The organism is Cyclonatronum sp. (assembly GCF_022565315.1).
Taxonomy (GTDB): Bacteria; Bacteroidota; Rhodothermia; order Balneolales; family Cyclonatronaceae; genus Cyclonatronum.
The window spans coordinates 18,584-32,332 of sequence record NZ_JAIUMX010000034.1 but is presented as its reverse complement, the minus strand read 5'-3'; the positions used below and the strand labels follow the sequence as shown (position 1 = coordinate 32,332).

Annotated in this window: 8 protein-coding genes; 6 read left to right on the top strand and 2 right to left on the bottom strand. The window is 51.4% G+C overall.

The annotated features are described in order from the left end of the window. Together LAT75_RS07560 and LAT75_RS07555 are read left to right on the top strand one after the other, a co-directional pair. On the top strand, positions 1-771 hold a 771-nt coding region (locus LAT75_RS07560), incomplete at its 5' end, for a bacteriorhodopsin (protein ID WP_291482036.1). Between the two features lie 364 nt (positions 772-1,135). Then, the gene (locus tag LAT75_RS07555; RefSeq protein WP_291482035.1) at positions 1,136-2,320 is read left to right on the top strand and encodes a PQQ-dependent sugar dehydrogenase; all 1,185 of its coding nucleotides are present in this window, start codon (positions 1,136-1,138) and stop codon (positions 2,318-2,320) included. 300 nt (positions 2,321-2,620) lie between these two features. Here the strand turns inward: LAT75_RS07555 and LAT75_RS07550 are convergent, their stop codons facing one another. After that, entirely contained in the window at positions 2,621-2,920 is a 300-nt protein-coding gene (locus tag LAT75_RS07550) for a hypothetical protein (RefSeq protein ID WP_291482034.1), read from the bottom strand. A 254-nt stretch (positions 2,921-3,174) separates the two neighbouring features. On the opposite strand from LAT75_RS07550, the gene LAT75_RS07545 reads away from it, so the two are divergent. Beyond that, positions 3,175-4,503, top strand: a complete 1,329-nt coding sequence (locus LAT75_RS07545; protein ID WP_291482033.1) for a DNA polymerase IV — start codon at positions 3,175-3,177, stop codon at positions 4,501-4,503. A 278-nt stretch (positions 4,504-4,781) separates the two neighbouring features. On the opposite strand, the gene LAT75_RS07540 is transcribed toward LAT75_RS07545, so the two are convergent. Continuing rightward, positions 4,782-5,174 (bottom strand): copper-binding protein, encoded by a 393-nt coding sequence (locus tag LAT75_RS07540; protein ID WP_291482032.1) that lies wholly within the window; start codon positions 5,172-5,174, stop codon positions 4,782-4,784. Between the two features lie 407 nt (positions 5,175-5,581). On the opposite strand from LAT75_RS07540, the gene LAT75_RS07535 reads away from it, so the two are divergent. From LAT75_RS07535 to acs, 3 genes are all read left to right on the top strand, one after another. Then, on the top strand, positions 5,582-9,955 hold the full coding sequence (locus tag LAT75_RS07535; protein WP_291482031.1) for a PAS domain S-box protein: 4,374 nt from the start codon (positions 5,582-5,584) through the stop codon (positions 9,953-9,955). 209 nt (positions 9,956-10,164) lie between these two features. Next, on the top strand, positions 10,165-11,283 hold the full coding sequence (locus LAT75_RS07530; RefSeq protein ID WP_291482030.1) for a response regulator: 1,119 nt from the start codon (positions 10,165-10,167) through the stop codon (positions 11,281-11,283). Between the two features lie 101 nt (positions 11,284-11,384). Then, positions 11,385-13,274: an acetate--CoA ligase gene (gene acs / locus LAT75_RS07525; protein WP_291482029.1), complete on the top strand. Its 1,890-nt coding sequence runs from the start codon at positions 11,385-11,387 to the stop codon at positions 13,272-13,274. Positions 13,275-13,749 lie beyond the last annotated feature (475 nt).

Here is a 13,749-nt window from a genome sequence, read left to right as displayed (position 1 = left end):
GTGGGGTATGCTGTGATGTTTGCAGCGCTCATCTATTTCATTCTCACCATTAAAACCGTACAGCCAAAGTACCGCACAACAGCCGTTCTTTCGGTTGTGGTAATGGTATCAGCAGGGCTCCTGCTCTTCATTCAGGCTCAGAACTGGGTAAATGCTTTTGCCTTTGATACCGATCAGGGCCGCTACTTCCTGGCCGACGGCGCTGCGCTGTTCAATAACGGTTACCGTTATCTGAACTGGTTGATTGACGTACCCATGCTTCTTTTCCAAATCCTGTTTGTTGTAACACTCACAAAGAGCAGCTTTTCTTCTGTGCGTAACCGCTTCTGGATTTCCGGTACACTCATGATTCTCACCGGTTACATTGGTCAGTACTACGAAGTAACCAACTTCACCCTGTTCGTAGTTTGGGGTACCATTTCTACGGTTTTCTTCATTGATATCCTTATCACCATGAAGAAAGTTATCGCTGAAGGTTCTGAAGGAATTCCTGCTGATGCAGCCCGCTATATGAATTACATCTGGGTTGTTTTCTTCTGGTCATGGATGCTCTACCCTGGCGCCTACCTGATGCCATACCTCATCCCGCCAGGACTCGAGCCTTCGCTCACAGGTCTTGCCGCTGAGGCAGCTGTAGTTGGTCGTCAGCTCACCTACACCATCGCCGACGTTTCTTCAAAAGTAGTTTACGGTATCCTGCTCACCATCGTAGCTCAGATCATGAGCAACGCTAATGGATACGACTACAACCGCGACGGCGAAACCAATTAAGCCGCTGAGAAAAATTAAAAGTTCAGTAAACAATCTGATCTGAATTTTCAAAAGCCCGGTTGCCAAATGGCAGCCGGGCTTTTTTATTTTTTTATCGGGGGATGTTTTTCCATTCACAACCTGCCGCCGTTGCCAAACCCGTTCAGCCAGCCCGACAGGCCCCGCATACACAGGGGAGCCCGTCGGCACTGCATCCCAAACCCCATCGCTCACCCCGAAAGCCCCCGGCTCCACAAACCCCGCCACGTACACCCAAACACTGCCCGCGGCATCTCATAATCTCAGGTAAATTATCCGCTAATTTGTTAGATTGTATTTATGTGCCTCATCAATTTAAACCCTTAACACGCTCACCTATTTGATTATGAGATTTAACTCCACTGTACTGATAGCGGCATTTTTAACCGTGATAGTCGCTTTTTTCACAGCTGAAGCAAAAGCTCAGCACCTGCCAGACGACTTCTACTTCCCGACCGGAGAAATTACCGGTAACGTCTTTCAATCAGAAGAGGTCACTTTTTGGCTCGAAACCGTTGTTGATGGCCTCAGCGACGCTTGGGCACTGGCATTCCTGCCCGACGGGCGCGTGCTTATCACCGAAAAAGGCGGGAGCCTTCGCATAGTCGAAAACGGGCAGCTCAGCCCGCAGGTTATCGGCGGTACGCCAACCGTATTTAACCGCAATCAGGGCGGTCTGCTCGATGTAGCCCTGCACCCCGATTTTATCAACAATCAGCTGGTTTACCTGGCCTACTCCTACTCACAGGCCGGCACTTCCAACACCGCCATAGGCCGCGGACGCCTTGACGGGTACATGCTTCACGATTTTGAAGAAATTTTCCGCGGGCACCCGAACACCGCCCGCCCCTTCCACTTTGGCAGCCGCATCGTATTCGATGCCGACGGCTTCCTCTACTTCGCCATCGGCGACCGCGGCGTAATGGAAAACGCACAGCTCGTAACCAATCACGCGGGCAAATCTATGCGAATCTATGACGACGGCCGCGTACCCCGCGACAACCCCTTCGTAAACGTTGACGGCGGCATGCCCGAAATCTTTACCCTGGGCAACCGTAACATTCAGGGCATGGTCGTGCATCCGGTAACCGGCGAAGTGTGGTCGCACGAGCACGGCGCCCGCGGCGGCGATGAAATCAACATCCTGCGCCGTGGCCGCAACTACGGCTGGCCCGTAATCACCCACGGGGTTGATTACGACGGCTCCCCCATCAGTCAGGATACCGCTGCCGTTGGTATGGAGCAGCCCCTGCACCACTGGACCCCCTCCATCGCGCCCTCAGGCATGGCCATCGTGCACAACAGTGCGCGCTACCCCGGCTGGAACGGCAACGTATTCAGCGGTGCCCTTGCCGGCCGCCACCTCAACCGCATCGTAGTTGATCTCGAAAATGAGCGCGCCGTACATCAGGAGCGCCTCGTGCCCGGCCTCGCCCGGATCCGCGACGTACGCTTCGCCCCGGACGGCTTCCTCTACATCATCGATGAAAGCAACGGCCGCGTGCTGCGCCTCGTGCCGATTCAGCGATAGGCAAAACTTAAAGCCCCGAAACAAAACGGGGCAGCGTAAACAAATCAAGCCCCGCTGCAAGGTCCGCAAAACAAGGACCTGCAGCGGGGCTTTTTTTGTACCGGGACTGCCAGCACGCAGCAGCAGAACTCCCGGCCAAACAGCACAGCTGCACACCCGGCACCGCCATCACCTCAATTAAATATCAAAAGCCTGCACGAACTTTTTTTGTGAGAAAACATGACCTGAGCATCAGTCTTCAAATCATCAAATTACCAAACCTCCGAACCTCCCGGAAAACCGGCGGGCCATACATGGTTCTCACGCCATGCCCTGCGCGGTAAACAAGGCTTCCTCCAGCTCCACCACCAGCATCCATGTGATGCGCTTGCTGTCGTACACGATATCGAAATAACGGTTCTCTTTGGTCTTCACCACGAAATGCACATGCAGCGAATCGCCGACCCGCTCCGAGTACGAGCGCTTAACCTCCGCCACCTGATGCCGGTCGCCGTTTGCAAGCATAAACCGGATCGGCGTAATAGCCCGGGTAAGCGTATCCGTCCGGAAGCCGGCATACGCAGCTATAACATTGATTTTTTCCAGCTTGGCAACTTGCATAAAACGCTTTTTGTTTAGGTCTGTGTTGGCTTTTGCACATATTACACACATATAATACAAGCCGCAACACGCCCGATAAATCGTCAGCCTGCAGTGCCAATTTTTCACGTGACATCCCCTGCCCGGCTCAAGCATCTGATAGTAAAGCAGTTAAGGAACAAAGGGTGACAACGGAGGGAAGCTTACACCGAAATGCCGGTTACGCGCCCGAAAGTTTTACATCGAAATATGTGCAATATATGTAATTTGGGTGCATGAAGAAGCTCGACCCCGGCGCATACGACCTCACCAGGAACGTGCACCGCATAACCCTGTACAACACCATTTCGGCAGAGCAGCGGCATGTGCGGGCCAAACCGCGGCTGTACCTCCATCTCGATATGAACTGCTTTTACGCGCAGGTGGAGCAGGTTTCGTACGACCTGCAGGGGCTGCCGCTGGTGGTTGGCGGCTGGCGCAAACCCGACGGCACGGCCCGCGGCATTGTAGCCACGTCGAGCTATGAAGCCCGCAAGTTTGGCATCAAAACCGGCATGAGCGCCTTCGAGGCCGTGCAGCTTTGCCCGTACGTGGTGTTCATGCAGGTGCACTATGAAAAATATCAGGCCATCAGCCGGCAAATCCGCGAAGTGCTCGACAGCTACGCCGCCGACGTAGAAGCCTACTCGATGGACGAATACTTCCTCGACCTCACCTTCATGATCCGGCAGTCTGACGAAAAACTGCGGCGCTATGCGCAGCGCATCAAGCGCGATATACACGAGGCAACGGCGCTGTTTTGCTCACTGGGCATTGCACGGTCAAAGACCTACGCCAAGCTGGCCTCCGACCTGGTGAAACCTAACGGGCTTACAATAGTGACCGACGAGGCCGCCGAGCGGCGGCTCATCCACCCGCTGCAGCTCGATGAAGTGTGGGGCATTGGCAGCCGCCGGTTTGCCCGCCTCGAACAGGCCGGGCTGCGCACCATAGCTGAGGCCGTGCAGCAGGGCAGCGGCACCTTTCAGAAGCTTTTCGGAGCCTACTTCGGCCGCATGCTCTGGGAAACCGTGTGCGGCCTCGACCGCGCCATCGTTGCCGACGCCCCTGAGCATGTGCCCGAAGAGGTAAGCTACATGCACACCTTCTCGCAATGGACCACCGACCCGGAGCAGGTACGCGGCGAAATCACCAAATCGGTACGGCAGCTGTGTTACCGCATGCGGGGCTACGACCGGCGGGCAAGGCGGTTTTCGGGCTACCTGCGCTTTCAGGATGAAAGCTGGCGCGGGGTGCAGGTCGTTTTTGCCACCTCCGGGCTCACCAACCTCGATCAGTATGTTACCGAAGCCGCCCTGCAGGCCCTCATGCCGGTTGTGCAGCACTACCTGCGGCACGGGCAGCGCATCCGCGGCTTTGGCGTGAGCACCCTCGACCTTGATGCCAGCGGTCAGCTTGAGCTGTTTTTCCGGGAAGATGAAAAACTCCGGAACCTCTTCCGCGCCCGCGACACCATCAACAACCGCTACGGCTTCGAAAGCCTCATCATCGCTTCCTCCTTCGATGACGTAAAGGGCAAGACGCACTTCCTCGGCCGCTCGTGAGTTCAGCAGAAAACGAAATGAAGGTCTGCTCACACACCAACCTGCTAATCTGATACGCATACAAAAACGCGATGATTTGGCGGACCTCTGTTTCATTTTGAATGGTATCCCCGCACAACTGCCGCAAATACTACTCTCTTTCCTGAATTTATTTCCCCAAAATGAAGGGGAAGGGCGAAACACGCATCACCCTGAACAAAATACCGCAAAAAAAAGCCTGCAGATAGCTTTAAACTATCATACAGGCCTTAGGGCATTTACCGGAAACAGATACAGAACTACAGCATGCCCCTTAAATCATCAGCGATATCAAGCTCAGTACCTTCAGGTAGAGACTGCACGTTCCGTACGTACCATGAGTTACCTATACGAACCATAGTGAAAGAAACCTTATCACCACGTTCAAGGCCTTCAGCACCCGCACTATCCTCGAGAATCATGCGCATACGCATCGACCGCATCACCTCAGGGATTTCTTCGTGCAAGATGGTGATAATCTGCCCGGCATCATCTACTTCCACAAAAAAGCCGCGCACTTCATACGTTTGCTCCTGTGCGGCCTGATCTTCAGCAGGTACGGTTTCGGTTTCTCCGCCGCAGGCAGCAAGAAAAAAGGTTGCAGCAACGGCCAATAGCATACAAAAGCGGAATGAAAATGTTTTTAATAGCATAAGGGGAAATAAGTTTAGGGTTTAAAACCGGAGGAACAAGCTCCGGGCATGGTATCAGTTAACAGGCTGATTTAGATGCGTAAATATAAGCATTTTGCTTTTATCCCGGGATCTGCTTCCGTTCATATTCACCAAGCTTTTTCCGGCCGGCAAACATCGTAATAGCACCCGTTTATTTACAAAATAATACACTTGGCTGTTGCTAAGAATACATATTAATCATAAATTAGTTAATTGTTGTTTTTATTAAGTTTAAATACTTAATGCATATTGGGCTATATACACAGAAAATAATACGTACCGAAACGTAGTTTGGAACTCCAACCAAACGAGCATGGCACACAAATAACGTCTGCTTCTAATATCGCATACACCAAATGCTACTATACTAAACCTTTGCAAGTTTCATGAGTCAAGTCATTCGTACTTTCCCTTTTTTTTCCAGTAATCATCTTGGCATTCTTTACTTTGATGCAGACATGGTTGTTGCCGGCATTAACGACTGTTTCCGCCGGTATGCGGGTCTGGATTCCGCTATAAAACATGGAGGAGCCGGGGCGGAGGTGAGCGAACTCCTCGGAGAGAATGGCTTCCAGACACTTCAGGCACAGCTTTGCTCTTTAGCAGAAGCCGCAGACAAACAGGCTTCTGCCTTTTTGTTGCTTGAATTTGAGCGCGGTGGCACGGTGTACACCCATAAGGCCGAATTACAGGCCGTTACGCAGGCACCGGCAGGGGAGCCTGCCCGGGATGAAGCCTACAGGCTGCTGGTTTTCCCGGGTGAGCCGGAAGGAAAACACCAACTCCGGTTTCAGGAATCAGAAGCACCGCCCTCCCCTTTCAGCAGTTTCGATCAGCTGCTTACCGCAACCCGATCAGGTACCTGGAAGCTTGAGTTAAGCAGCAAAAAGATAAGCTGGTCAGATGAGGTGTATCGGATATTCGGCCTGGATAAAACAAGCGATCAGCCTGATTATGACGCTATTTTTGACAGCATACACCCGGATGACCGCGAGTATGTTCGCACAAAATTCGAAGAGCATCTGGCAGGGAGTATCAAGTCTGAACTGCTGCACCGCATCATCCGCCCGAATGGTGAAGTAAGAATTATTTACGAACAGGCCGAAACCCGCCGGCATGCTGACGGCAGCCCGCACCGGACCGACGGCCTTGTGCTCGACGTTACGGAAGTTTACGACTACATTACCCGGTCGAATCTGTACGAACAGAATCTGCATTCGCTATTCGATCAGATTCCGCTTCCCATTATTGTATTTGACAGCCGCGAAAGGCTGGTGCAGCTCAACCAGAAGTTCACTGAGCTCACCGGCTATACACCGCAGGATTTCAGCACCCTCAGCGAATGGCGCCGGCTTGCTTACCCCGACGAAAGCTACCGAAATGAAATTGTTGAACGCTGGGAAAAAGCGAAACCCGGTGAAGCTCTTAAAACAAACAGACAACTTCCGAATGTTGATTTCAGGATAAGGTGCAAAAACGGCGCTGATGCTTATGCCGAGTTCAGGCACATACCGCACCACTCCAACTACATTTTTTCGCTCACGGATATCACGGAACGCACGCTCGCTTCTAACCGGCACCGGCAGCAGCAGGATCAGCTGAAGCTGCTCTCCGAGCTTTCAGCCCGCTTTATAAACATGCCTCCGGAGCAGCTCGATACGGGTATGAATCAGGCTTTGGCGCTGGTAAGCAAGGCACTGGGGGTTGAACGCAGTTTCATTGCCGGCCTGAAAACGGACGAAGACACAGCCGCCCAAACGCTGAGTTTCTGGCATACCTGGCAGCAGAAACCAAACGGAAACTGGGAAACAGCGCACCGAACCCTTGAGGATACGGGCTTTGACCGCGCCGGCCACAATGCGCAAATGCAGCTGCTTAGGGGAGAAACAATCACCCTGACGGCTCCCGGCAGCTGGCTTGAACACAATGAACGGATCAAAAGCCTTGTGATTCCACTGATAGCAGAAGACCGGCTTATTGGGTTTCTGGGTTTTGAAGCCGGCGGAGAGGCGGGCGACTTTTACAGCTACGAGCTGAACATCCCGTTTATGCTGGCGGATATTATTCTTAATATTTCACAGCGGAAAGCTCAGCTCGAACAGCTTCAGCATACTGAAAACGAGTTTTCTTATCTGTATGAATCGATGGCAGAAGGTGTAGTCTATCAGAATGCAGACGGATACATCACAAAGGCTAACCCGGCGGCAGAACGGCTGCTGGGCCTGAGTTTGGATCAGATGCAGGGCCGCGCCTCGACCGATCCGCGCTGGCATGCCGTAAAAGCCGACGGAACGCCCTTCCCCGGCGAAGAGCATCCGGCCATGGTAACCCTGCGTACCGGCAAAATGGTTGAAAATGTTGAGATGGGTGTCTTTCACCCCGAAAAAGAAAAGCGGGTTTGGATTAAGGTGAGTGCGCGCCCGCAGTTCCGGTCCGGCGAGGCCAAACCCTGGCAGGTGTACACAACCTTCAGCGATATCACGGCAATTAAAGAGCAAAGCCTTAAGCTTAAGCAAACCAACTCCCGTACAGAGCAGTTCGGGCAACTTGCCGCAATTGGTTTTTGGGAGGTTGATTTGGAAAAAGGAGAAGCAAACCTTAATGAAGTAGCAGCACAAATCATGGGTGTTGAGCCGGGTGTTTCAGCAGAAGTTTCAGGGCTTGTAGAGCTTTACGCTGAAGATGAAAGCAACAGCCGCAGCAGGGTCGAAAAAGCCGTTTCGGCCTGTATTGCCGACGGCACCCCCTACGACCTGGAGCTAAAGCTACAGACCGCAGCCGGCGAGGAGAAATGGGTAAGAACCATTGGCAAGGGGCTTCACCAAAACGGGGAATGCGTTGCTTTTTGGGGCTCGGTTCAGGATATCACCCGGCAGCGGGAAACCCTGTACACGCTGCAGCGGCAATCGCAGCTGCAGCAGCTCTTTGTGCGTATTGCAAACCGCTTTATCGCTTCAATGCCTGGCGAAGAAGATGAGCTGATCAACCGCTCGTTGCAGGAACTCGGCGAGTTTATAGGTGCTTCCCGTTTTGAGCTATATGCTTACGATTTCAAACAGGAAAGCTGCACGAAAACCCACCATTGGTACCAAACCGGCTTTAATTCGGAAGTTAAGCTGCATGATCCCTACCCGCTGCGGCACTTCTCTGCCCTGGCAAACAAGCACCGGTACGGAAGCTGGGTTGTTATAGACGATCTTGACCGCTTAAACCCCGACGAAAAAATTTTCTTTGTGCCGGGCCTTAGCAAAGTAAAAAGCTTCATGAGCGTGCCGCTGATACTGAACAATTCCTGTAGAGGCTTCCTGAACCTGCAATGGCTTGAGCATCCCCATTCTCAAACTGATGATGAAGTAGGTCTGCTTACGCTTTTTACCGGCATGCTGGTTAACACCTATGCCAAAACAGACCTCATTTATGCCCTCAACGACCGGCAGCAATTTCTTACCGATATTTTCGAAAACAGCGGTTCTCTTATTGCCGTTAAAAATAAGGCGGGCATTTATCATACCGTAAATAAAAAATGGGAGGAGGTTACCGGTTTAAACCGGCAACAGGTAATCGGTAAAAACGACAACGACCTTTTCGAGCCTGAAACCGCTGAAGACTTCATTGCCAACGACAACAAAGTGGTTCAGAATAAGATAACCATAGAGACAGAAGAAAAACTCGGCTTGGGGGAAGATACACGCTATTTCATCTCCGTCAAATTTCCGGTTATCAATTCCAAAGAGGAAGTAACCGGCTTATGCGCAATCATTACCGAAATAACCGAACTCCGTAAAGCGGAGCAGCAGGAACGTCAGGCTTTGGAACGCACAACTGCCGTGCTGCAGGCCAACCCCGACCTGATGTTTGTAATAGGTCTCGATCTGCGTATTACCGAATATTACGCCAAAGATGATGACGCCCTGCTTATGCCTCCCGATGAATTTGTTGGCAAGCCCATTTATCAGATTTTGCCGCGCGGGGTAGCAGGTACGCTTGAAGAAAAAATTATGCTCACGCACCGCACTCAGGAGCCACAGCAGCTATCCTATGATATTAATATTCAGGGATCTAAATTTTATTACGAAGCCCGCCTTGTGCCCTACGGCAGACACGAAATTCTGATTATCGTTCGTGATATAACTTCCCAAAAAGAAGGAGAGCGCAACAGCCGCCGCCTGGAGTTTGTGGTTGAAGAGTCCCTCAACGAAATTTACTTTTTTGACAGTAAAACCTATCGCTTTATCAGTGCCAACAATGCCGCCCTGCGCAACCTTGGCTACTCGCAGCAGGAGCTTCAGCAGTTTACCGCCTACAATATCAAAGATGGGTACGATCTTGGTAAATTCGAAAAACTGGTAAAACCCCTGCTTTACGGCACTGAGAAACTACTGCCTTTCTCTGCGCGCCATATCCGTAAAGACGGTTCTTTATATGATGTATTTGTACACCTGCAGCTTTTTGAGTACGAGGGGGAATCCCTGTTTGCAGCTTTTACCATGGATATCACCAAACAGACCAAATATTTCCAGGCCGTTAAGAAACAAAACGAAACCCTGCGGCAGATTTCGTGGGTACAATCGCATGTGGTTCGGGCACCGCTCGCACGCATGAAAGGCCTTATGGATCTGTATAAAGAAAAAGATTTTGAAATTATGACCGAAGAACAGATTCTGGCTGAAATTGAAAAAGCTGCTGACGAATTCGAAAATGTAATCCTTGACATTTCCAGGAAAACCTACATTGTTGATGAGATAGAAAGAGAGCTTTAACACCTGCCTTTTCAACGTCTTGATTCTCACGGTAATAAAACTCATATTAAAATACTTATATTCGGTTTTTGGCACCGGATTTAGCTTACCGGCGGCACAAGCTTATTCGCTTACTTTTTTAATCAACAGAGCGGGCCTCGCAGCCGGAAAGTATAATTATTGCTGCTGAAAAATACCTAACCTCAGCTTTGAAACGATGGTCAAAACTCATGATGAAAGATTCACCCCGAAAAAACACCATTTACATTGTTGATGATCAGGCCGAAAACTTAAAGTTACTTTCTCATATTCTCAAACAGCCGGAATACAGGGTTCTCGCTTTTAACAACCCGGAAAATGCGCTCAATAAAATAAGCTCTGACCTGCCTGATTTGATTTTGCTGGATATTATGATGCCCGGCATGTCGGGGTTTCAGCTTAACCAAATCCTTAAAGAAAACCCCAAAACCAGCGGTATTCCGGTAATTTTTATTTCCGCCAGGGAAGACACCGAAAGCAAACTAATGGCTTTCGAACATGGTGCAGCTGATTACATCGTAAAGCCCTTTTCCAATCGGGAAGTACAGATGCGCGTAAGAACCAAACTACAGTACATCAATACGCGTCGCGAGCTGGAAGAAATCAAAAAGACACTGGAGGAAAAGGTCAAAATCCGGACCTATAATCTCAAACAAGCACAGCGGGTTGCCAATATCGGCAGCTGGCGCATTGACCTGAGCAGTAATGAGATGAAATGGTCTGAGCAAAGTTTTGAAATTTTTGGCCTGAAAAAAACCAAGACCCTTTCCCTAAAGCAAACCCTGGAACCGGTCTTGGAGAGTGACCTTCCGATTTTACAAAACACATGGAAGAAGGCGCTCCAAAAAGCTAAACGAAAAGCCAAAAAAAAAACTTTTTCTGCTCAGTACCGCATCAACCGCAAGGGTGAAATCCGCTGGATTGAAGAACATGGCAAATTCTTCGAAAACGAGACCGGAGAGATTGCTTATGCAATCGGTACCCTGCAGGATATCACCCATCAAAAAAGACAACTTGAGCTGCTCGAGAAACAAAACAAAACCCTGCGTGAAATCTCCTGGGTGCAGTCGCATGTGGTGCGGGCACCGCTGGCGCGGCTAAAGGGCCTGATGGATTTATATGCTGAAAAAGATTTTGAATTCATGAGCGAGCAGAGCGTGCATCAGGCTATTTTAGACGCCACTGAAGAATTCGAGAATATCATTCTGGAGATTTCACAGAAAACGTACGTTGTGGATGAAATTGAGGGTAAAATTAAAGAAACAGGCAAAAAAACCGTTCCCGGCATGGAAAAAGCAAGCGGTGAGTAAAAGCGTATAATTTATTTTTAGCGAAAATTTGCTAAATTGAATATCTGTATTAGCTTTAGAAAAACGCTTTTATTTCCAACCTCACCCAACCCGTTACGCTTATGTCATCCATTGAAGCCCTCGTTCAGGAATCCCGAACCTTAACTGCACCTGACAGCCTCTTACAGCAGTGCCTTATTCAGGAGTATGATTCCCTCTACCGCCATTCCATCCAAAACCCCGATGCCTTCTGGGGAGCCATCGCACGGGAACTGGAGTGGATAAAGCCCTTTAACAAAGTGCTCGATTTTAAGCCGCCCCGCCACAAATGGTTTATCGGCGGCACAACCAACATCACCATTAACGCGCTCGACCGGCACGTGAAAGGCCCGAAGCGGCAGAAAGTAGCCCTCATCTGGATCGCTGAAGACGGCAAAGAGGTCGTAATGACCTACGACCGCCTGCTGCGGCGCGTGTGCCAGATGGCCAACGCCCTCAAATCCCGGGGCGTGAAGAAAGGTGACCGCGTAATCATCTACATGCCGCTCACCCCGCAGGGCATCGTGTCGATGCTGGCCTGCGCGCGCATTGGCGCCATACACTCCGTGGTGTACGCCGGCATGGGCGTTCAGGCGCTGAAGTCCCGCATTGAAGACAGCAAAGCGAAGGTCGTGATTTATGCCGATGTAACCTACCGCCGCGGCAAGCGCGTCGGGCTGAAATCCATCGTGGATAGCGCCATCGAAGACCTCGATTTTGTGGAAACCGTAGTCGTGCACCGGCGTCAGGAGCCGTTTCTGGAAATCAGTTCGGAGCGCGAATTCGACTACTACGAGTTCGTAGATCCGCAGCCCGTGTGGTGCGAACCCGAAGAGATGGACGCCGAAGACCCGCTGTTCATCCTCTACACAAGCGGCACTACCGGCACGCCCAAAGGCGTGGTGCACGTACACGGCGGCTACATGGTGGGCACCTACTACCTCACCCGCGCATTTTACAATGTGAAGGAGTCCGATATTTTCTGGAGCACCTCCGATATCGGCTGGATTGTGGGGCACAGCTACATTGTGTACGGCCCCATGGTGAACGGGGCAACCATCCTCGCGCGCGAAGGCAGCATCGACTACCCCGATCCCGGTGTGGTCTGGAAAATCGTGGAGCGCTTTGGGGTAAACGTGATGTTCACCGCGCCTACCGCCATCCGCATGTTTATGCGCTTCGGGAAGGAATTTGTGGACAAGTATGATGTATCGACCCTGCGGCTGATGGCCTGTGCCGGCGAGCCTCTTAACCCTGAGGCCCATGTGTGGGCGCAGGAAAACATCCTGAAAGACCGCGGCCTCGTGGTTGATAACTGGTGGCAAACGGAGGTCGCCTCGCCTGTACTCGGCACCCTGCCGGCTTTTGATGCCAAACTCGGCAAGGTCGGCAAGCCGCTGCCCGGCGTAAGCTGCGATGTGGTAACACCCGCCGGCGAAACAACAGGCCCGAACAAAGGCGGCCTGCTCATCCTGCGGCGCCCCCTGCCCTACATGATGCGCACCATCTGGAACAACGACGAGCGCTATCAGAAATACTGGGAAGATTTCCCCGGCTGCTACACGAGCGGCGATGTGGCCTTTTATGATGAAGACGGCTATTTCTGCGTACTCGGCCGCGCCGATGATGTAATGAACGTAGCCGGACACCGCATCGGAACCGCCGAAGTGGAAAGCGCCTTCCTCACGCATCAGTCGGTGGCCGAATCGGCCGTTGTAGGCCTGCCTGACGAAGTGAAAGGCGAGCGCATTCAGGCCTACGTGGTACTCAAGCCCGGCTTTGAAGCCAAAGATCACCTCAAAGGCGTGCTGCGCGATCACGTACGCCGCGAGCTCGGCCCGATTGCGACACCTTCGGAAATCATCTTCAAAACCGAACTCCCCAAAACCCGCAGCGGCAAAATTGTGCGCCGCCTCCTCAAAGCCGAAGCCCTCGGCGAAGACCCCGGCGACACCTCAACCCTGCAGGATTAGGATTAGGATCAGGATGAAGAGGAAGCTCAACTTCAGCAGCTGAACCAAGGCCGGCATTAAGCCCGGCACTGTTTTCCGTATGCTGAACCCGCCATTCAAAAGCCCGAAGCCGCTTGGTTTCGGGCTTTTGCGGTTTGGGGGATGGAGGGAACCAAAGGCACAACACGAGCAATTTTTGATCACTGATTCGTATCTTTTTGAAAACAACCTAACTGTACGTCATTTTACTTGCCCGGAATTTCATCCTATGCCATTTGAAATTTAACTGATGATAAAATTTCAGACCTGATAAACTGTCCCAAAAAGATCACAAACCCTCAGACCAGAAAGAAGCAGCAGGACAGTACCGAACAGGTAAACTATATAGTAATTGCAACTGATGGCAGCGGTTGGAATTTCATGGTTTACCTACGGCAAAACCTGCTCGAAGGGATGCACCATGATTTTTCATGCGGAATTTCCTGGATAAGCCCCG